This window comes from Bacteroidota bacterium (assembly GCA_016706865.1).
Taxonomy (GTDB): Bacteria; Bacteroidota; Bacteroidia; order Chitinophagales; family BACL12; genus UBA7236.
Genome location: JADJIS010000002.1, coordinates 92451 through 115710 on the forward strand (window position 1 = coordinate 92451; position 23260 = coordinate 115710).

The 23260-nt window shown below is 35.3% G+C and carries 13 protein-coding genes; 7 read left to right on the top strand and 6 right to left on the bottom strand.

The features are described 5' to 3' along the window. Positions 1 to 21: 21 nt before the first annotated feature. The 5 genes from IPI31_03605 to IPI31_03625 all read left to right on the top strand — a co-directional run bounded on the left by IPI31_03605 (position 22) and on the right by IPI31_03625 (position 7396). On the top strand, positions 22 to 2370 hold the full coding sequence (locus IPI31_03605) for a tail fiber domain-containing protein (GenBank protein MBK7566888.1): 2349 nt from the start codon (positions 22 to 24) through the stop codon (positions 2368 to 2370). 42 nt (positions 2371 to 2412) lie between these two features. Beyond that, positions 2413 to 3756: a hypothetical protein gene (locus IPI31_03610; GenBank protein MBK7566889.1), complete on the top strand. Its 1344-nt coding sequence runs from the start codon at positions 2413 to 2415 to the stop codon at positions 3754 to 3756. A gap of 146 nt (positions 3757 to 3902) precedes the next feature. Next, positions 3903 to 4634, top strand: coding sequence for an oxidoreductase (locus IPI31_03615; GenBank protein ID MBK7566890.1), 732 nt, complete (start codon positions 3903 to 3905; stop codon positions 4632 to 4634). Positions 4635 to 4678: 44 nt separating this feature from the next. Further along, on the top strand, positions 4679 to 5422 hold the full coding sequence (locus IPI31_03620; protein MBK7566891.1) for a class I SAM-dependent methyltransferase: 744 nt from the start codon (positions 4679 to 4681) through the stop codon (positions 5420 to 5422). Between the two features lie 54 nt (positions 5423 to 5476). Next, complete coding sequence (locus IPI31_03625; GenBank protein MBK7566892.1) at positions 5477 to 7396, top strand: hypothetical protein; 1920 nt, start codon at positions 5477 to 5479, stop codon at positions 7394 to 7396. Here IPI31_03625 and recO read toward each other — a convergent pair. The 3 genes from recO to IPI31_03640 form a co-directional block, all read right to left on the bottom strand. Then, positions 7385 to 8101, bottom strand: coding sequence for a DNA repair protein RecO (gene recO / locus IPI31_03630; GenBank protein MBK7566893.1), 717 nt, complete (start codon positions 8099 to 8101; stop codon positions 7385 to 7387). The genes IPI31_03625 and recO overlap by 12 nt on opposite strands. Before the next feature lie 148 nt (positions 8102 to 8249). Continuing rightward, on the bottom strand, positions 8250 to 10178 hold the full coding sequence (locus IPI31_03635; protein ID MBK7566894.1) for a hypothetical protein: 1929 nt from the start codon (positions 10176 to 10178) through the stop codon (positions 8250 to 8252). Between the two features lie 257 nt (positions 10179 to 10435). After that, positions 10436 to 12757 (bottom strand): T9SS type A sorting domain-containing protein, encoded by a 2322-nt coding sequence (locus IPI31_03640; GenBank protein MBK7566895.1) that lies wholly within the window; start codon positions 12755 to 12757, stop codon positions 10436 to 10438. Positions 12758 to 12908: 151 nt separating this feature from the next. Here IPI31_03640 and IPI31_03645 point away from each other — a divergent pair, with 151 nt between their 5' ends. Continuing rightward, a complete protein-coding gene (locus IPI31_03645; protein MBK7566896.1) occupies positions 12909 to 15410 on the top strand; it encodes an MMPL family transporter in 2502 nt (833 codons plus the stop codon). A gap of 309 nt (positions 15411 to 15719) precedes the next feature. On the opposite strand, the gene IPI31_03650 is transcribed toward IPI31_03645, so the two are convergent. The 3 genes from IPI31_03650 to IPI31_03660 are packed head-to-tail and all read right to left on the bottom strand — an operon-like array spanning position 15720 to position 20069. After that, entirely contained in the window at positions 15720 to 17384 is a 1665-nt protein-coding gene (locus tag IPI31_03650) for an MBOAT family protein (GenBank protein MBK7566897.1), read from the bottom strand. Between the two features lie 13 nt (positions 17385 to 17397). Then, the gene (locus tag IPI31_03655; protein ID MBK7566898.1) at positions 17398 to 18612 is read right to left on the bottom strand and encodes a hypothetical protein; all 1215 of its coding nucleotides are present in this window, start codon (positions 18610 to 18612) and stop codon (positions 17398 to 17400) included. Next, positions 18609 to 20069 (bottom strand): hypothetical protein, encoded by a 1461-nt coding sequence (locus tag IPI31_03660; protein ID MBK7566899.1) that lies wholly within the window; start codon positions 20067 to 20069, stop codon positions 18609 to 18611. Before IPI31_03660 ends, IPI31_03655 begins: the two co-directional genes overlap by 4 nt. A gap of 708 nt (positions 20070 to 20777) precedes the next feature. Here IPI31_03660 and IPI31_03665 point away from each other — a divergent pair. Next, positions 20778 to 23219 (top strand): tail fiber domain-containing protein, encoded by a 2442-nt coding sequence (locus IPI31_03665; protein MBK7566900.1) that lies wholly within the window; start codon positions 20778 to 20780, stop codon positions 23217 to 23219. The last annotated feature ends 41 nt before the right edge of the window (positions 23220 to 23260 follow it).

Below are 23260 nucleotides of genomic sequence, written 5' to 3' on the forward strand. Positions count from 1 at the left end.
CTTTTGTAAAAAAAAACAAAAATGATAAAACAATATTTAATTCTACTTACCCTTTTATTTGCAACAAGCTTTCATTTGGTGGCGCAAACCAATGTATTTCCTACAACAGGAAGTGCAGGAATAGGAACAATTGATCCGAATTCTTCGAGTTTATTGGATATCACCAGCACCACTAAAGGAGTTTTAGTTCCGCGAATGACGAAGGCGCAACGCGATGCAATTGTCTCTCCGGCAACTGGTTTACTTATATATCAGACAAATGCGAATCCCGGATTTTTTTATTTTAATGGAAGTCAGTGGAGCGCAATTTCTACTCAGGATGCAAACAGAAACTTATCTAATTTAACTAGTCCCACAACAATTTCGGTTAATTTACAACCCAACGCCGATAATACCATCGATCTTGGTTCTTTGGCATTTTCCTGGAAAGATATGTATGTGGATGGTGTAGGAAATTTAGGAACCGCGAAAGTGGGAAATTATGTTGGCACACCACAGGCTGGTATGATAAGATATAACGGAGTTTTATTTCAGGGATATAACGGCACTTCATGGGAATCGTTTAGTACCGGTGGTGGTTTAACAGGCGCAAATCAAAGTCTGGATAATTTAACTGCCACTTCTATAAATCAACATATGCTTCCGGGAGTTAACGCATCAAAGGATCTTGGAAATATCACCTTTGCGTGGAAAGGTATTTATGCTGATTCACTATATTCTTTGGGAGATTATAATTTGGCAAGGATCAATAGTTTCGGAAGTAGTTTGTATCTCGGTCCTTCCGGTCCTGCTGATAAAAATGCCGGAACCAATAATACAATAATTGGAAAAGATGCGGGTGAAAATATTATTACAGGAGCAGATAATAATACCATTATCGGTGTTTCAGCAGGTGCTTTTCTAACAAGTGGTAAATCAAATGTATTAATAGGAAATTCTGCAGGATTTGGCATAACAACCGGAACCGATAATGTTAGTATTGGAAAAGATGCTGGCGGTTTATTGGGCATCGGAAATAAAAATGTTTTCATCGGAACTTATGCTGGTCGCACAATTAAATCGGGATATGGAAATTTATGTATCGGAGAAAATACCATGTTCAGTGATGGAGGTTTAGGAAATGATAGTATGAATGTAATATTAGGTCACCATGCTGGTTCCTATAATGCAGGTTCTTCTAATATCATGATCGGTGATTTTGCGGGACATATAAATGAGAGCAACAATAATGTATTTATCGGATCAAGATCAGGTCAGACATCAAATGGTACCAATAACACTTTTGTGGGTTCACAAAGCGGACTATTGGCATCAGACGGAGTTAGTAATACCTTCATAGGAAGCGATGCCGGTTTTTTTGGAAGCGGCACTACAAGTAAATATAATGTTTATGTAGGAGATGATGCAGGATTAAATACAAACGGTGCTTTCAATACTTTTGTAGGTTCAAAAACAGGTAATGTTCATACAGGAAACGATAATTGTGTATTGATCGGATATAATGTAAATCCAACATCAGGATTAATTGATAATGCAATTGCAATCGGCTACGGTTTGACAATTTCGCAAAGCAATTCTGTACGACTAGGAGGAACATCTATTACAAAATTGGGAATTGGAAAAAATGCAAGTGCATCCAATATCATGGAATTTCAAGTTACCACTGCAAGACTAACAACCGGTGGTGTTTGGACCAATGCATCGGATGAAAGAATTAAAGATCAAAAACAGCAATTGGATAAAAATGAAATGCTGGAAAAAATAAATAAATTAAAAATTGAACGTTGGCATTATCTCGCCGATGAACAAAATATCACTCATATTGGACCATATGCGCAGGATTTTTACAAACTGTTTGAAGTGGGTGACGATACAACCATTTCAACCATTGATCCGGCTGGAGTTGCCTTGATTGGGATTCAGGCCTTGAGTGAAAATAATAGTTCACAACAAGCTGATATTGAGGCAATTATAAATGAAAATGAACTTTTGAACGACCGATTGAATAAAATGGAATTATTATTATCACAATTACAAAACTCACTTACACAATGTTGTAATAGCAGTGAATCTTCTTCTAATGGCAACGCAACATTATCTGTTTCTGATACTTATTTCTTAGGACAAAATATTCCAAATCCATTTGAAAATAAAACAGTAATACCATTTAAAATACCGACAAATTGCACAGATGCAAAAATTATTATTGCAGAAATGGAAACCGGAAAAATAATAATTGAAGAAGAAATTGATTGTAATCAGTTGAATGCAGAAATTAATTTAAGTACGTTAGCTTCAGGAACATATTCTTACTCCCTGATGATAAACAATCAGATAATGGCAACCAAACAAATGGTTAGAACTAAATAATGAAATCAACCTAATTCGGTAACTCAATTAATTTAATTTAAAATGAAAAAGTCTATAATAACATCTGTATATTTTCTGCTTTTTTCTGCAGGTATTTTTGCCCAGCCCACGCAGGAAAATGTAATAAACACATTTAAAAAGAACGGAGTAACGTCCGTAAAAATAACAAGCACAGTAAAAGAATGGGACAGCAAGGAAACCAAATATTACTGGAAAGTTTCTCTAATAAAAACACAACCCGTTCCACCAGACGATGTAGATGGATTAACCGGTGTAACACTGGAAACACATGTAATTGCCGACTATGATATTAACAGTCAGACGCCCTACTGGAGCGGTGTAAATTACAGTGAATACAAGGGTATTAATTTACCAACCCCTACAAATGATGAAATTACTTCCATGATCCAAAAAGCAGCAGCTTCTGATCCAAACAAATTTTTCAGGAGCAGTTCAGGAAAAATAAGTTTGGATAAAGTTTGGACAGATGATGCACAATGCGAATGGATAAATCCTAAAAAATTAACATGTAAAGGGATGATGATCTTTAAGCAGGACGTAAGTTATACCGAATTAGCTGAAATACAGGCTGAAATAGGAATTACATTTATTCGAAACTCCATTAAAGGAGAATGGAGCATTGATAATATTTATCAATATGTAGAAACCCAAAAAGAATTAAAACGCATTAAAAAAACAGATGCGGGAAGTGATGCGATGAGTATGGCAGACAAGGCCACTGAAAATACCAATATGGTAGATGCAAAAAAATTTAATACTCCAACTCCGCCAAAATATACAAGTGCAGTAGCACTGGCCAATGATTTTATTGCGATGTTGCACAATCTTTCCAAAGAACAAATGGATTATTATATTATTCAGATGTTTAGTCCGGAATTCCGATGCACCGGTTGTACATTTACGCCTAATACGAATGGATATAACAGAGATGTTTTAATACTGGAAAAAGCTTACGACGGAGCATTGAAATTTAAGGATGTTTATTGCGTAAATCCTACAGTAACTATAGAAAATAATGTTGCATATTTTAAAGATAAAAAGGGTGCAGCCACAAGTAGTATTACAATGGATAATATTGGTGGGTTTTATTATTTGAATTCTGCAGATATTCGTATCGGTAGCGATGCCTCCATTAAAAATATAACCTGTAATAATACGGCTTCTAATACCGAAAAATCGGAAGTTTCCGGTTCTGCCGAAAATGTCTGGAAAAAAGGTGATAAGGTTATGGTAGAAGAAAATGGAACCTGGTATCCGAGTGTGATTTTAGATACAAAACCCGGTGATCAATACTTTATTCATTATGATGGATATGCTTCTTCTTATGATCTATGGGTAGGGAAAGAAAGGGTTAAAAACCGCTGATCATAACCTTCCATTATTTATATAAAGAGCAGGTAATTCTGCTCTTTTTTTTGTTGAACTACGTCAAGAAAATTGCATTTGCAGCAATTTATTTTATTGGTAATCAACTTTTTCAATCACCTTTGTGTTCTTTATCCAAAAATTGCATGTCTTTACTACCCTGGCAAACAGCCAAACTTATTCATACTATAGATGAATCACCGCATGTGCGAAGGTTCTTTTTTGAAGCAATAGAAGCGGAAACCTTTGATTTTATTCCCGGTCAGTTTGTGACACTTGATCTCCCTATTTCTGATCGGCCAAGCAAACGACTGCGCAGTTATACTATCGCCAGCAAACCGGATAACACCAATAAATTCGAACTTATCATCGTATTGTTGGAGCCTGGAAGCGGTTCTCATTATTTGTTTGAAAATTCACAACCCGGACTGGAAATTAAATTTCGGGGACCTTTAGGTCATTTTGTTTTGCCGGAAATAATTGAACGTGATATCTGTTTTATTTGCACCGGAACGGGAATTGCACCATTTCGGTCGCAGTTGCTTTATTTACACCAACATAAAATTCCCACCAAACAAATTCACCTGGTTTACGGATCAAGGTTAAGATCTGACCTTTTATATTATGAAGAGATGAAACAATTGGAAACAGAATTTCCGGAATTTCATTTTCATACTACTTTATCGAGAGAATCTCCTGAAAACTGGCCAGGGCCAATAGGATATGTGCATCCTTTATATGAAAATATTTGCGATCATGGCAAAAAGGATATGGATTTTTATTTGTGTGGATGGAGAATGATGATAGATGAGGCAAAGGTCCGAATCAAAGAAATGGGTTACGATCAGGAAAGGATCAAACTCGAGATCTACGGATAATATTTATTGGTTCGTCTTCTTTGTATTTTTGCCTCCTTTTGCAAATGGATAGTCACAGAACACATATTGACGATAAAGCAGGTTTAGAAACACTGCAGTCCATTCAGCATGCCGGAGCTTTTAACCGATGGATGTACGACCAGATAAAACCATTTTGCAAAGGAAAAATTCTGGAGATCGGAAGTGGTATTGGCAACATCTCACAATTTCTTATTCATGATGGTTTTACTACAACCCTCAGCGACTATAACCAGAGTTATTGCGACATTTTAAAGGAAAAATATGGACACGATAAAAATGTTACGGAAATAATTCATCTCGACATACTCGATCCAAAATTCGAAAAACAATTTGAAACTCTTTCCGGGCAATTTGATTGTATTATTGGTTTAAATGTTATTGAACATGTGGACGACGATATTACAGCACTAATAAATTGCAAAAAACTATTGGCTCCGGGAGGAAGAATAATTATGCTGGTTCCTGCATATATGTGGTTGTATAACGGTATCGATGTGTCGCTTGGTCACTTTCGCCGCTATAATAAAAAACGTATCAAAACTCTTTTCAGTAACACGGCATTGCGTTCTGTTAAAATGAATTATTTCAATTCTCCGGCCATTTTCGGTTGGTATATTTCAGGAAGAGTATTAAAAAATACTATTATTAAGGAAGGACAAATGAAATTATATAATTTTCTCGTACCACTTTTTAAGTTGGCGGATATTTGTACATTCAATCGATTTGGCATTTCATTGATAGCAGTTGGAGAAAAAACACAACCCTGATTATACCGTTTAAATATTACTGCTTAATTTAACCCCACTAATCTAAACCGAGTTATGTGGGTTTTGCTTCCCCTTATTTCCATTATTCTAACAACAGATCTTCTGAGGGAAAAGCATACTCGGTATTTTAGTAATATCCGCACATCGGTAATTGCCACCTTAATTTTCCATGCTGCATTTATTTTTATAAGTACTGAGATATTGAGTTTATTTAATTTAATAAATGCGCTTAGTGTTAAACTGCTTTGGACATTAATGGTTTTACTTCTTTCTCTTTATTACTTTAAAAGCAGATCTTCAACACCAAGCCGCAAGAAAAAAAATATTAAAAAATATTTTGGAGAAAACAGACTGATTAGCTTTGCAACGCTGTTCATCATTTTAATTAGTCTGATCACCTGTTTATTTGCCTATCCAAATACATGGGATAGTATGACCTATCACTTACCCCGTGTAATGCATTGGATTCAAAATGGCAATGTTGATCATTACCCCACACACAATGACAGGCAGCTGGGATTATCACCTCTGGGTGAATATTGTGATCTTCATATAAAATTATTATCCTCGTACGATCCGCTGTTGAATTTAGTACAATGGATCTCGATGGTTGGCTCTGTAATTGCAAATTCGCTTATAACAAAAGAGTGCGGAGGAAAAAAACGAATGCAAATAATAACCGCATTTTTTACTGCTGCAATCCCGATGGGTATTTTGCAGAGTAACAGCACACAAAACGATTATGTAGTAGGGTTTTTTATAGTTTGTAGTATTTTATATTTATTTAAAGGAATAAAAAGTAATTTTTCCTTATCAGATTTAATGATGTTTATTATTTGTTGTTGTTTAGCAGTTACGGCAAAAGGAACTTCGTTTGTTTTTTTACTTCCTGTTGTGTTCATTTGGATAATCCTTGCAGTATTTAAACTTCGATTAAAAATAATTAAATCGGCTCTTATCGGTTTACTTTTTGTAGGAATTTTTTGTTTACCTCAATTTATCCGCAACTCCAATACTTTTAACAGTCCCCTTGGCGCCGATTATAAACTATCAAACGAAGTTTATGGAATTGCTCCGACACTTTCGAACATGAGTAAAAATGTGGCAATACATTTAAAAACACGCTTTCCACCAATAAACAAAGGTATAGAAAGTGCTGTTCTTGGTTTCAATGATCTTATAAATATTAATGTTCAATCAGGTAAATACAACTGGCGTTTCACACCACCCTTTGAGGTTGCCTATTTTTCTACTCAGGAAGATTCCGCAGGAAATTTTTTACATGTAATATTATTTATCATCTGCTTTCTTGTTTTTCTTTTAAATAAAAATTTACGAAAAAATAAAAAAGTATTGCTGGTGATGGGAATAGGGGTGCTTATGTTTATTACATTCTGTACTCTTCTTAAATGGCAAATATGGAATTGCAGATTGATGTTGCCTATGTTTTTGGTGATAACACCATTTTTAGCGTACATGGTTCATTCAATTACTTCAAAGTTATTATTTGCGAGTATTATGTTTTTATTTTTCTATTCCTCATACTTATTTCTGTTTGAAAACGAATCGCGGTTATGGTTTGGTCCGGAAAGTATTTTCACTGAATCGGCAACAGATCAATATTTTAATAATAATGATAAATTAAAATTACCGTTTGTTGAAATTACGGATATGGTTCAAAATAGCGATTCTAAAAAGGTTGGTTTATTAACCAGTGGTGATGCCTGGCAATATCCATTTTGGATATTATTGCAACATAGAGATGACCTGGTGATTCAGCAGGTAATGGTTAATAATGCGAGTGCAAAAATTGAATCTTCTTCTCAATACAATACTTTTATTCCGGATGTAATTATTTCCAATAAAATTAACAATGAGGATACACTTACCTTGCCCTATAAAAGCAATATTTATATACTTGCTTATAAAAATGAAACATGGTCGCTGTATAAAAATGCAAAATCACCGAAATAGATCTTCCAATATTTGAATGGATCTTATTTCACCAAACTCGGGTAAATGTAAACGATAATAATCTAAGAGATAGGCCAGCAATTTTTTTCTTTCCACCGTGGTGATCCTTATCTGATCATAATTTTTAAGTTCGGGGTTAATTATATTTCTCAACACATCCGACATCTGTTCTGAAATATAATTGGAATACGATGGAATATTATCTGTAAACAAACCCTCTCTAAGATCAAAATATTTTCTATCAGAAACCGATGGATAAAATCCCAGGTATTTGGAAAGTGCCAATAAAAACCAGATATGGTGATTAGCCAGTTGTTTATCGGTTTCATCAAGTTCCACAAAAATTTCGAATAAAAAATGAAATAATTCTGGATATGCTTCGTGTTCCTTAATTGTTTTATTAATTACCTCTATATAAAAAAGTAATAAAGAACTTTTAACAATATGAAATGGAAGTTCTTTATACCCATAAAAAAAATTCGCGTCGTTTATACGCATTATATTACCCGTCTCCTTATAATAAACCACCAGATCCAATAGATTTCCATGCTGATAATAAACTGCTTTGGATTTTGATTTAGACGATCTCGCTCCATTAATAATATAGGTCTGTATCCCGAATGTTTCCGTAAATATTTTCACAATTATACTCGTCTCCGCATATTTTGTGGTTCTGAATACAATTCCCCGGGTTTTGTGAAGCATGATGCAAAGTTAGGGTAAAAGGGATATAGGAGGAAGGACACGGGACACAGGACTGGATATAGGACAAGGGAAATTGGATAAAGGATTTTGTTTAATCTCGATCTGGAAATTAAATTCTAAAATTAGCTAAAGGAATATTCCATAAAAATTATAACTGATAAACCTCCAATAAACCAAAGCTGTCGAATACATACATATATCTCGTTCTTTCGTCAAAGGATACATTCGAAATAAATCGGGTTTCGTATCGCTTAGGGCCTGAAGGTTGAATATAACTTTCGGGAAAATTGGATAACAAGGAAAAAACATATCCGTCGTTTGTAATTTCAATACTCTCTAATTTTACTGAATCCATGGTTTTATATTCACATACTATTGAATTATTTTCCATTTCATAGACCACGATGGTGGAATTGTTTGTAATTGCAAGATATTTATTGTTTCTGGAAACTGCTATTTTATTGGCTTGTAATAAATTTGATGTTAAAATATGATCCTGCACTCCTTTTTCGGTAATAGAAATTAATTTACCATTTTCATTTAATGCGATCCAACCCTTTTTATATTTTTCGAAATCAATAATACCGGAAATGGAACATATCTTTTGTTTCTCATTTATAAAATCAGAAATTTCAAGCACTCCTGTGTCAAATAAATAACCAAGACATTGTTTATTACCAGGGTGGATTTTTACCAATACTACATTAAGATCCAATAAATTAACAGTAGCTGTAAACTCATCATACCTTCTAAATAAATTTGCATGTCGATAAAAATTAAATGGTATACGATTTACAAGTGAAATAGAATCACCTCCTATTCTAACTTGGATTAAGGATTTACAATCAGCACTAAATTCAGTTTGTTTTAATCCTCCAAATCCATATAATTTCTGCCCAAAATCAAATTTGTTATTTAAAAATTGCATTTCAACACCATCTGAAAACCAAGCAAAATAAAAATCCCATCTGCCACCTGCAGTCAAACCTAACGCAGATCCATTTTTATATTTGTAAAAATTTAGCTTTTTAAATATTGTATCAAATAAAAATAGTTCCCCTGCCGCATTTCCAGTAAAAAGGTCCTCATTTTTATCTAGTGTTATGTCATTAATCCTAAATTTCGAGTTGTATGTTTTATAGTTGTTAGTATTAAAAATATTTCTAGATTCTATTACACTATAATTATTATCCGTTACTGGTATAATAACCTCAATAGGTTCTTCCTTTAGTTCAAATCCTTCAATACTCGTTTCACAAACCAATGTAAATTCATTGATATTGTAATACTGCATTGTCCCATTGCGACCCACCAATACAATTTGTTTATTTAGGCTATCTATAAAATGAGCGCTTATATCATCGTTTAATTCCAATCGCCCTTTAAATTCACCATTTTCAGAAATCAGGTTCAGATTCTCTCCGGATATCACCAGGAAGTTATTTTGATATATTTTGATGTCATAAAATGTTTCTTTGGCATCTGTACCCGTAATTTTATTTGATTTACCATTTTTGATCATAAATAATCCGCCACTTGTACCTCCGCATATCAAATTTGTGTTATTTGTATTAATAAACCAAACCGTGCTGATATCAATTTTCACTTTATCTTTAATTTTCAGCGACTGCATGTCAATTTTGAATAATTTATATTCTGAACCCACTATAATTTCATTGTCAAAAACTGTTGCAGAAAAAAACCTTTGATCTGCATATTCATTGCTGTCAATTAATTGAAACCACTCATCAAAAACTGCAATATATCCCTCATTACCACCTATGCTACCTACAAAATAATATTGTCTTAATGCTGAGTCATAATATGCCAATAATAACGTAGCTTCAAAATAAATAAGTGTTTCTTTTGTAACGCCGTTAACTGTAGTAAAAACATTGGATTGTCCAAACTCATAATGCATTAATTGAGCGTTGCTGTTCTCAATTAATTGAATGGAACCCGGCGCATAAACAGGCCCATCACCCCACAACAAAATTTTTTCCGGTTCCTTCACACATTGTCCATCTGAAATATAACAACCGAATAATATTGTTAAACCAAAAAATAATTTTTTCATAGGTTAAAGTTTTTTGCTGATTAGGAGGGAGGAAAGAGGAGGGGGGAAAAATTTGTGTGAAATTTGGGGGAAATGGGAGAGGGGGGAGGGGTGCGGGGCGGGAGGCGCGGCGCGCGCCCCTCTCCCCCCCCCCGCCAACGAGATACCTGCTACAATTTTGTTTTCCTATGTCCCTTTCCCTTGTCCTATGTCAAGTCATATGTCGTATGTCCTATGTCCTATGTCCTATGTCATATGTCATATGTCATATGTCCATCTCAGTTCACCATAAGTATCTTTGCAACAAAAGTCTCCGAACCATCTTCATTGGAAGAATACACTAAATAAACTCCGGTTTGTGCTCTATCGCCACCATAACCTTTTCCATCCCAAATTGCTTGTCCGCCGAGAGCAGTTGTTTCGAATATCATTCTGCCGGCAACATCCGTAATTTTTATTTCGGCATTTTCGGTTAGTCCATTTATCGCAATTAACCCCGTGTATTCCGGACGAACAGGATTTGGAAATACATTTACTTTATCAATTTCTTCTACACCATCAGTAGCGGTATATCGGAAGGAAATAATTCCATTTGCAGTTCCAAAATAAACATCTCCGGTTACATCATCTATTTCAATATTAATTACAGCATTAGAAATCAATGGGGAATTATCCGTATTGAAATATAATAATTGCTGCGTTCCATCTTCACTGATCAAAAATGCACCGCTATTTGTTCCTACCCATTTTCTGTTTGCTCCGTCAACTGCAATTGTATTTACAATATCGTTGCGCAATAACTGCTCATAAAATCCACCCAAACTCACCAAAGGTTGTGTTGCATCTCCAGCCGTTGAGCCGGAAAATACTTCCGATGGATTATAAAAAATAGTTATTCCTTCTGTTGTACCCACCCACACTTCTCCTTGTTTATCAACTGCGAGACAATTAACAAAACTAGTATGCAAATTGCCATTTCCGGCACCGGCACCTAATACTTTTATAAGATCATCACTATCATCATCTAATGTTAGATTCTCATTGTAAACTAAAATCCCATTTCCACGTGGTAATTGGATCCACTTGGTATTAAATTCATCAATTTGAATTTGTGCAACCTGATTGTTGACATCAACTGGCATTTCCGGATTAATATATTTCCATGTTCCATCTGTTCTTTTTACCACCAATGGATTTATTGCTCCAAAATTGGAGATCCATAAATTACCCGAAGCATCTAATGCTAATCCGGAAACACGATAATTAGGAGGGTCGCCCGGAGTACCGAAAAGATATCCCTGTTCATAAATTTTTATTGTGTTTGCTACTTTATTGTATTCCAATAATCCACCACCATAGGAGCCAAAATATACAATGTTTCTAAATGGATCTGGTTCTACAGTTATAAAATCGAGTGTGGTATCTAATTCCGTAAAAATGTAATTATTAACTGCCGCCCAATATCCATACTCGTCGTATTGAAAAAATCCATCGCGATTATATTGGTAGATCCAGGTAGCATCTGTTTCGCCCGGCGCAACATATAAAGTGCCATTAAAACTTGCCATATCCTGAACTCTGCTCGATGCAGGTCCATTCGGTTCGTAATAGGAATAATTATTATCCTTATATTTCACAAGTCCCCGATAACTGTCCGCTATCCAAAGAACACCTTCTTTATCGAGATCTGATTGAGAGATATAAGACAATTGTGTCGACGATTTAACTTCCGTAACTTCTCCATCTATATCTATCATTAAAACTCTGCAACTATCTGCCGGTTCATCAATTCCTGAAATTTGAGTGATCAACAATTTATTATTTGTACTTTTTAATTGTTTTGTTTTCCATCCCGCATCAAAAAAGAATTGTTCCCAAATTGTTCCATCATATTTGTAAATGGTATCGGCAACCATGGCATATAATACCTCTTCGAAATTTGTTATATATTTAACATCCCCTTTAGGTAATCCGTCAAATCCACTTAAACTATCCCACTTCGAAAAATCCTGTAAGTTAGGTTCATCCAGATCACCGCGAAATAATCCGGAAACAGTTGCTGCATAAATAGCATGATTATAAACCGTGGATTGATTTACTCTCATATTAGCACCGGTGGTATCCGTAAAAAAATAAGTTGCCGGACTCTCGCGTTTTTCAAGATCAAAAAGCACGATCCCGAAACCACAACTTAAAATTGCGGTGTCTCCTAAAAAATAAGAATGATAGATATTTTTATCGCCATTAATATTACCCGATTTGATAAAAGGAAAATTGTAGATCTCATTTCCGAATAAAAAATCGATATTGCTGTTGGTATAAACGATAACCAGTATGTCGCCATTCTTATCGTAATGGATTCCCCGGATCCCAACTTCAGAAAATCCCGCAGCAGTGCTCAACCGCTCGTAACTATTATCTGATTTAACATAGCTGAACACCGAAATTGAATTTGCACAATACACCTTTTCATCAGCATCTACCACCGATAATACACCATTATAAGGCAGATGTGATTTCCATTGACCTATAGGTACATTTTGACTAAATGAGGAATTTATACCAATAATCACAGAGAGAACAAGAAAAATTGACTTCATAATACAACTGCAAATTTCAGAAATAGCGCTGCTATAACGCAGGAAATGCCAAAATATTTCGACTTGAGATGCTCGCAGTGAAAGCAGGGTCTTAATTTTAGTATCTTTGCCCACCTTTTTTATGATTTGGAGAGCGCTAGGAAGGATAATTTTGCGGAATCGCTGGGCATTTCTTGCCGGATGGGCAGTTATTACTGCTTTTATGACCTACGAGACCACTAAGGTGAAACTTAGCTACGAGTTTTATAAAACGGTTCCCGAAGATAACAGTGCATATAAGGATTACGAGGATTTTAAGGCAATTTTTGGTGAAGAGGGCAATGTTTTGTTCCTCGGAGTGCAAACTGAACAATTTTTCGAACTCGAATTCTTCAATAAATGGTGTGCTCTGGAAAAGGAGATCAAAAACACTCCTGATATAGAAAGCACTCTATCAGTACCAAGCTCTTACAATCTAATAAAAAATACGGCGGAGCGAAAATTTGATATCCATCCACTTGTTGTCGAACAACCAAAAACACAAGCAGAACTGGATAGTTTAAAGGAAGAGTTTTTGAGTCTGCCATTTTATAAGGACCGCATTTACAGCTCCGATTCCAACACTTTTGTTATGTTGATCGCCATTGATCGCGCTGTTTTGGATTCACCACGACGCATCTCCCTAATAAATGAATTAAAGGAAAAAACGGAGGCTTTTGGGGCAGAATTTAATGTAGATATCAAATATTCTGGATTACCTTACATAAGATATTACCAACTATCCACCATCACGCGTGAGGTAAGATTGTTTTTATTGCTGGCCATTTTCATCACTATAGTTGTATTATATATTTTATTCAGAAGTTGGGATGCCGTGGTTTTTCCATTGCTCATAATCGGAAGCGGAGTGGTGATCTCCATAGGATTTATGGCTTTACTGGGTTATGAATTTACTGTTCTTACCAGTTTGATACCGAGTTTATTAATTGTAATGGGTATTCCGAATTGCGTTTACCTGTTAAATAAATATCATCACGAAGTGCGCCGCAATGGCAACAAGATAAAAGCACTTAGTATAATGGTGGAGAAATTGGGTTTTGCCACCTTCATCACCAACATGACCAAAGCAGTGGGTTTTGCAGTGTTTTGTTTTACTAATGTGAGAATTTTAGAGGAATTCGGTTTAATTGCGACCATTGGAGTATTAGCCACCTTTATTATTTCTCTGATCGGAATTCCGATCGTTTACAGTTTTCTTCCCAAACCAAAAACCAAACAAACCGATTATCTCGAAAGCAAACAATTAAAATTTGTATTGCATAAACTGGAATTATGGACCTCCGGCCATCGCAAACAAATATTTGTAGTAGCCATTATTATTATTATAATTTCCATTTTCGGAGCATCGCGTTTAAAATCTCGCGGTTTTATTTTAGATGAAGTAAAACACGATACAGAAGTATATCAGGATATGAAATTTTTTGAAGGCGTTTTTAAAGGTGTAATGCCTTTTGAAATAATGGTCTCCAAAAAACAAAATATCACTTTTGTTCAGGATACCATTGTGAACGAACAAATAGATATAATTGAAAGCGACACCACAATTTTATATGATACCGTTATTGTAAAACGACCGGATACATCCAGCACCAATGTATTGGGAATGGCTTCACTGCAAAAAATTTCACAGTTACAAGATACACTCAGCAAATATCCGCAACTATCTTCTTCACTTTCCATTTTGGATGGGATGAAATTTGCGCGTCAGGCTTATTATAATGGTAATGAAAGATATTATTCACTACCCGATTTTAATACGCTTACTTCCAATGATATGAAGGTGAAAGATTACCTTGAAAACTCCGGACAAAAGGGGGTTTTGGAAAATCGTTTTGTTGATTCGAAAGGAGAGATCGCCAGAATTAGTGTACAGGTTGCCGACATCGGAAGTGACAGTATGCCAAAATTAATGGCAGATCTTCAACCTAAAATTGATGCCATTTTTGATAAGGAAAATTACGATGTTAAAATTACAGGAACAAGTGTGGTTGCCTTATCCGGATATAAATATTTAATTGATGGATTATTCGAAAGTTTATTGCTTGCACTCATCGTTATTTCCATCATTTTATTATATCAGTTCCGCAGTTTACGTATGTTGGCAATATCATTTTTACCGAATTTAATTCCGCTCTTTATTACGGGTGCAATTATGGGTTTTATGAATATTGCAATTAAACCTTCCACGGTTTTAATTTTTAGTATTGCATATGGAATGTGTGTGGATTTCACCTGTTATTTTGTTGCAAAATACAAACACGATCTTATTCGCAACAGTTTTAATATTCCGCAAACAGTAATGAGCAGTTTGCAGGAAGCTGGTGTGAGTATGATCTATACTTCACTGATATTATTCTGCGGATTTTTCATTTTCGTATTCAGCAAATTCGGAGGAACAGCTAATATGGGAATCCTCGTCTCTATCACTTTATTAGTTGCATTATTTAATAATTTACTTCTATTACCTGCATTAATATTACTCTTCGAAAAAGGATTAAATAAATCAAACAAAAAAATGCGCGCCCGCCAGGAAGTTCGCTCTTCCCGTCCATTCACCGATCTTATCAGCGAGAATGATAAAGATTCGTTGAAACATCATGAGAAGGAGGAGTGAGGAGTAGTTAGCAGTAGGCAGTGGCAGTGGGCAGTTTGTATCATTGTGAGATTTTCGTCTCGAGTTAAACTTTTAATTTACTAAAGTGGCGGGAAGGCAGGTTGTATCTGAAGATTTTCCTTCGAAATAAACCTTGATAACCCTTTGGGTGAGTAGTGAGTAGGGAGTGGTGAGGTCGACGGCCAATTGATTATCCTCCCTAGGAAACAATTTCAACAAGTCAAAGTCCAGTCTAGTGCTTACCCGATGTTTTCCTACTAGTAAACCCTTTCAACGCTTGCAAACCCTGCCAACCTTTTCAACCCCCGTTCAAAACTGAAAATAAATAAACGGCTGCATTTCTGAGCTTACCAGTTGATAAATAATAAAAACGATCAAAACTGTTGTGAAGATCATTTTGGGGTACGATAAATTGGAGAACCAATTCCTGTAATTTATTTTAATGGATTCGGGAATCCAGTGGATGATATATCCAAGTAAAATAACGAGTAATACGAACCAATAACCGCTGATTATTTTAAAAAATAATTCTCCGCCGAAATGATAACTGATCCGGTCAAAAATTACACCTACAGTTTCTAAACTGTCGCTTCTGAACCAGATACGCGTGAAACTTATAAAAACCAAAGTGAGAAATATGGCAAATGCGCGATAGGCAATTGTGTTATTACTTTTGAAAGGACTTATTCGTTCCCATCCTTTATGCACCATCAATCCCAGGCCGTTTAATCCTCCCCAGATAATGAACATCCAACTGCTACCATGCCACAATCCTCCTAATAACATCGTTACCAGAATATTGATATTCGTATTTACGCTGTGTTTAAATTTTGGGAAGAATCGCGCAAGAATTAAAAGTAAAATTGCCGTTCCGATTAATAAATATATCAACCATATTTTTCCTGTTAACAACACAAGAAAAAAACACAAGATCAAAATGGAAATATAACTTCCAATAGTCCCTTTACGGTTTCCTCCTAAAGGAATATATAAATATTCTTTCAACCAACTTGACAAAGAAATATGCCATCGACGCCAAAAGTCACTTGTACTTGTAGCCTTATAGGGAGAATTAAAATTCGTTTTTAATCTGAAACCAAGTAATAAAGCAATACCTATCGCAATATCCGTATAACCCGAAAAATCAGCATATATCTGCAGAGAATAACCAAATATTCCCAAAACAACTTCCACACCCGAATAAAAACCAGGATTTTCGAAAATACGATCCACATAATTTATCCCTATATAATCTGCCATGAATTTTTTTGCCAATCCGTTTAATATCCAGAATAAGGCAAGTCCGAATTCTGTTTTTAATAATTTATAGGGTTGATAGATCTGATATAAAAAATCATGCGCCTTTACTATAGGCCCCGCAACCAAATGCGGAAAAAAACAAACAAAAAAACCGTAGTCGAGTATGTTTTTTACGGGTGTGATTTTCCCCCGGTACATGTCGATAGTATATGACAGCGATTGAAATGTAAAAAAGGAAATTCCGATCGGAAGTATTAATTTATCTACTGAAAATTCTGTACCGAACCAGGTATTTGTGAAATGCGAAAAATGATTAAAGAAAGTGATATCCGTACCCGTAAATTGATTTATACTTTCCGTAAAAAAATATGCGTATTTAAAGTAACATAATAAGGTAATATTGAGAATAACACTTATGGTTAGAAATATTCTTTTCTGAATATCCGACCTGCTCTTATAAATTAAATGGCCCCAAATAAAATCACTTATTATAGTGAATATTAATAAGATGAGAAAAATTCCACTGGTCTTATAATAAAAGAAGAAACTTACTGCAAGTAAAAAAACAGTGCGAAGTGCTTGCTTTTTATACAAAAAAGAATAGAGAGCCAATGCAACGGCAAAAAATCCCCAAAAAAACAGTTGCGTAAATATTAAAGGATGTTCAGGGTCGTAGGAAAAAATGTTTTGTATTTGTTCAAAAAAGGTGCTCAAGTGATGGTTGTGTTTATTTTAGGGTGACTGAATTCGCATTATAACTTTTTGAAATTGCCTCAAACATCAAACTCCCAATAAGTTTATATCCTTCCGTATTAAAATGAATTTTATCTGCCGATGCGAGACCATTTTGATACCAGGTATAAATACTGCGCAACCCTCCCATAACGGTGAACATATCCCATAACGCAGCATTGTGTTTTTCCATCAATTGATAAATAGCAGCATTGGTTGCCAGGCTCCTGCTGTTGGAAGTTTTTCTTTTGATATAATTATCGCTGATGGTAGTAAATAAAATTGCACAATCGGGAGAAACGTTTTTTACAATGAAAACCAGCGAATCATATCTTCTAATAAAATCTTCTGCATTAAAATCAAGGTCTTGCGCATCGTTCACCCCAATGGAAAAAATAAAAAGATCGGGTTTCAACGAATTTAATTCTTTGCTGAATTCAGCACAATTAATATACGATTTTGTACTTGCTCCATTAACACCCATCGATGCAAAATAAAAACCCGGTTCTTCATTTTCAATGCTGAATCCGCGTAAAATAAAATCTCTTTGGTTGTTATCCGTTTTATGCAATTTGAAATTAACCGAATCAACCGGAACTGCAAATTCAAATAAGGTATAACCAAATTCCTGCACTTCTAAACGTTTTACCGGAACAGGAAATCCATCACCGATATTAAATGTAAAACTCGGATTAAAATTGTGGTATACTCTTATGGAGGTAAAGGTTTGTATATGATTGTTTGTCTTAAGTTGCATTCCAAAACTTGCATCTACATCATTATTTACGGCCACAATTCCCGCCATACCTAAAGGAGCGCATAATTCACTGGGTACACATCTGCAGCGCGTCCAGGTACCGCTGCTTAACGACCTGTAAAAAGGTGGTCCATTTGTATTCGCTATCCTAAATGGAAATGCAAAAGCTCCACCTCCTCTAAACTTTCCCAAAGCCTGAAAACTATCCGCTAATACCTCCGTCCATTGCCCTGCCTGAATATGGGAACCCCCGTAATGTGCAATGGTAACTTTTTTTAATGTTCCGTTTTTTAATCCATCAATTTTTTTATAAAAAGCGATAAAATCAGAACTGTCTGTAGCGTGTATAATTTTATTGGAATCGTACTGAATGAACGGATATTTTTTTTGAGAAAATAACTGCTGTGCACAAAATTGAAAAACTATAAAAAAAACTAAATTTATTTTATTCATTCGTAGGTTGCCGTTTGTAAATAATTATTATAATCACTCAATAAAGCCTGATAAAGTAACACTGCAATTTTGCGAGATCCGGAGGGACTAAAATGTATATAATCTTTTGCAGCTATTCCAGCTTCCACCCAACTCACCATAGAGTTTTTTCCTCCCATACATGCATACATGTCGAAAAAAGCAGAATTAGTATCAAAGGCCACTTGTTTTAATTGATCTCGCACCGTTTCGAGCATGGGATGAGTTACATATTTTGTTCCTTCTTTAACACTCATGTCCGCCGGACCAATAATTAAAATACTTGCATCGGGTGCAATTTTTTTTAGAGAATTAACCTGCGCTTTAAAAGCATTGGTATACCAAGTGCAATCCTGTTCATCTTCCAGTCCCGGTAAAGCATTTCCTCCAAATTGAAGAATGATGAGTTTTACATGCATGTTATCGTAAAACTGTTTGAGATGCGTTAAATTCATTCGGTTATAAAAAAGTCCTAAGCTTCCACGCAAACCGAAATTATCTATCATAACTCCCCCATTTCCCTCTAGAGAAAATCCATAAATATCCGGACTATCTTTTCCCCTGAATTTAAATTCAAATTCTCCCGGACCCGCATTGAGAGGATATTGTTGAATGTGATAATACCCTCCTTTTGCAAGAGTATCCGTTTGTTTTAATTCGCCGTTCTCATAAAATTCAACAATAGTATTATCTCTCCCTCCGGCATAATGCATTTTAACTTTATTGTATCCCAATAAATTTTCTCCGGCCGTTTTTATTGTTTTAACTTTTAACCAAGCCGATTGTTCGGCATGTATGGAATCATTTTCCGGCCAATAATTCCGGAACCTGCAAAATCCCGCAGCAGGTCCAAAATTCGAATGAGATACACGTTTATCCTTAACATTAAAAATATTATATCTATCCCAATTTTCACTCCAGGTATTGGTAATTCCTACACTTTCAGCAACCGGCATTGGGGAAATAAATCCTGTTCCTTTTCCGCCAAATTGAAATTGCAGTTTTAATCGTAAATATCCTGTAATTCTATCGCCCTCAATTTGTGAATCGCCATAATGCAATATTCGAATACCTTCATCTGAATTTTTCACACCATGAAGCGCCGCAAAAAATTTATCAAGTGCATTTTTACCTTCCGGAGCATATTGAATTGACGATAGTAATTTTACAGTAGTGTCCAGTTCAACCTTATCTGCGTTAATTTTATTCAACCGGATGGAATCTGCCTTTAATTCGTCCTCCGTTTTTATTGCCGTGATAGCAGAAATATCCGTTTTTTCCTCGTCGCCATTAAATATCGAACTGAGCGTTGGAAATGAAATGTAAAATTTTTCTGTTACCCGAATCCCATTTTCAGGAAAAACAGCACTTATCATTGCCAATATTAGCAGACAAGAACCTAAAAAAATTAAAATCTTTACCGGAGTGAATTCACGCATGCCTAAGAAAGGGTAAAACTAAGAAACGTGGGGTTGGATTAATAAGTATAATTTATAATAATATTTAGGGGGGAGTTGGCATTTTATATCATCGATACCTTTTGTTTCGGTTTGAAAATATAACTTAAATGCGAACGATAGCGAAAGCTTTCCTTTGGGGTTGGTAGGCCTGTGGCAGGGGTGGTTGGTGTGGCGGTTACCACTAGCGAGACCTTCGCTGGGAGCGAAAGCCTCGCTGGAAAATATTGAGGCTTTCGCTCCCAGCGAAGGTCTCAATAATGGTATATGAAAAAATAAAACCCTCATTGCATCGAGATCTTCCAAACGTTTACCGCAGTGAGATCTTCTTATATTACCGATAGCGAAGGTCTCAATAATGGTATATTAAAAAATAAAACCCCCATTGCATCGAGATCTTTAGCGATTAAATTTAAAAATCAAATAACAAATATATCTATTAGTTTAACAAATAAGTGAACCCTAAATATCCAACATTTCTGAAATATAGATTAACTGCAGAAATACCACACTAACATCTCCGCTCGGCTTTCTAACTCTTCCATGCTCCTTCGCCGCAAACTCTTCCCCTACCTGTCTCTCAGTCAATTTTCTGCCTTTCAACTTCTAAGAATGCGCTATTTTTTTGTTGGTCTACGCTTTTTTGCGGAAATACTTTTGCATCATTAAATAACGACAAAAACAAAAAACATGAAACTTAAAATTACCTTATGTGCTATCGTTTTTCTTGCAATAGTTGGAAAAGCAAAATCACAAAACATATTTCCTGCAGCAGGAAATGTTGGAATAAATGTAGCCTCACCTGTTGCGTCACTGCAAATTAAAACAGTGGATTCCTTAGGCGGAAATGCACTTCAGATCGATCCGTTTTTTGATGCTGCCGGTGAACAAACCGGGCAAATGCGATTTATGGAAACTTCCATGAGCGGAACAAATTATATTGGATTTAAAGCTCCGTATTCTTTGGAAAATTCGTTCATCTGGACACTGCCGCCGGCCGATGGAACAGAAGGACAAGTTTTAGTAACAGATGGTTATGGTAAACTTTCTTTCAGAAATGAAAAGAAAAGTGCAAATCAAACACTTTCTAATTTAAAATATCCAACTTCCATTAATCAATCATTATTGCCAAATGGAAGCGGTTTTCTAAGTCTGGGGACTGAAGCATTGCCTTGGAATTACGGATATTTTTCTTCCTCATTATATGCTGATGGAGGAATTATTATTCAGGATGCAGTTCCTTCCACTGCAGGAGCGATCAGATATTCAGGAAGCGATTTTGAAGGATATAATGGTTCTGAATGGGTGTCGTTTACAGAGTATTCTGTTGGAGCAAATACTTCATTATCCAACCTTACTTCTACCGACATCAATGTAAATTTATTACCTGATCTTGATAACACAAGAGACCTTGGATATCTTACAAGCTCATGGAGAAATATTTATGCTGATGGAGCATTGTATTTAAATGGAAATAAATTCCTGTGGAGAGATGAAAATAATATTTACATGGGGCCTTCATCCGGAAGCAGTAATTCAGGAACAGATAATACTTTTTTAGGAGCTTATAGTGGTGTGGAAAATACAACAGGAAGCTCAAATACTTTTGTAGGTTATCATGCCGGAAATCAAAATACCGATGGTGAAAATAATACATTTTTAGGTGCATATGCAGGAGAAGAAAATATCACAGGAGAAAGAAATACTGCAATAGGAACGGGTGCTATGGCCTTATCAGCTTCTGCAAATTATAATGTTGCTATAGGATATAATGCATTAAGAATAACCGAATGGGGCGAAAAAAACGTTGCTTTAGGAGATGTTACGCTAGAAAATAATACCTATGGATATGGAAATGTTGCCGTTGGTTGGGCAGCATTAAATAATAATATAGATGGGTCTTATAATATTGCGCTCGGACAACAATGTCTTGTTTCAAATGAAGAAGGAGATGACAATATTGCGGCAGGTTTTTGGTCTATGTTTTATAATACAATTGGCTCAGAAAATACCGCATATGGACAACGATCTTTATTTTACAATACTACAGGTTCTTTTAATTGTGCAAACGGAAGTTTTGCAATGACCGATAATAAAACAGGTAGTTATAACACAGCAATGGGACATTATGCAGGTGACTTCAGAGAAAATATCACTAACGGAAGTTTCTTTGGATACAATACATATACAAGTTCAGATAATCTTATAAATGTTTCTGCTTTTGGATATAATGCAAGACCCACGGCATCAAATCAGGTACGCATCGGAAACTCAAGTGTAACTAGTATTGGAGGTTACGCGGGCTGGACAAATTTAAGCGACGAACGTTATAAAAATAATGTAAAGGAAGATGTAAAAGGTTTGGATTTTATTATGAAATTAAGACCTGTTACTTATAATTTGGAAGTAAATAAATTAGCTGCTTTTTTGGGGGAAGATGTTGCTCGTGACACTTCAGGAAATAAGATCACAACAAATGCAACATCTGAAAATAAAATAGCTCGTGATGCAAAGGAAGAAATACGATACACCGGGTTTTTAGCACAAGAAGTGGAAGCAGCCGCAAAAGAATCCAACTACGATTTCAGTGGCGTAGATGTTCCAAAAAATGAAACAGATCTTTATGGATTGCGTTATGCAGAATTTGTTGTTCCGATGGTAAAAGCAATTCAGGAACAACAAACTGAAATTGAAACTTTATTAGCAGAAAAAGAAGAAACAAATTCAACTATTGAGGATCTGCAAAATGATGTGGAAATATTAAAAGAAATGGTTAGAAATTTAACAGCCGGCACAAATCCATCATCTGAAAATAACTTCGAAAGTTTTAATACAAACGAAGATGTTATTACAACTGAGATTATTTTAAGTGCTGCGTGGTTGGATCAAAATGTACCAAACCCTTTTACCGGCAACACTTCCATTCGTTGCTACATACCGGAAGATTTTACATCTGCACAAATGGTAATAACCTCACAAAACGGAGTGATTCTTAAAACAAACAATTTAGAATCAGCCGGAATAAATGAAGTACTGATAAATGCTCAGGAATTATCTGCAGGAAATTATCAATATACACTTATAATTGATGGCAGAATTATCGCTACAAAAACGATGGTGCTAACAAAATAAAAATAATTAATGTGAAAAAAAAACAGCAAATTTACTTTGCT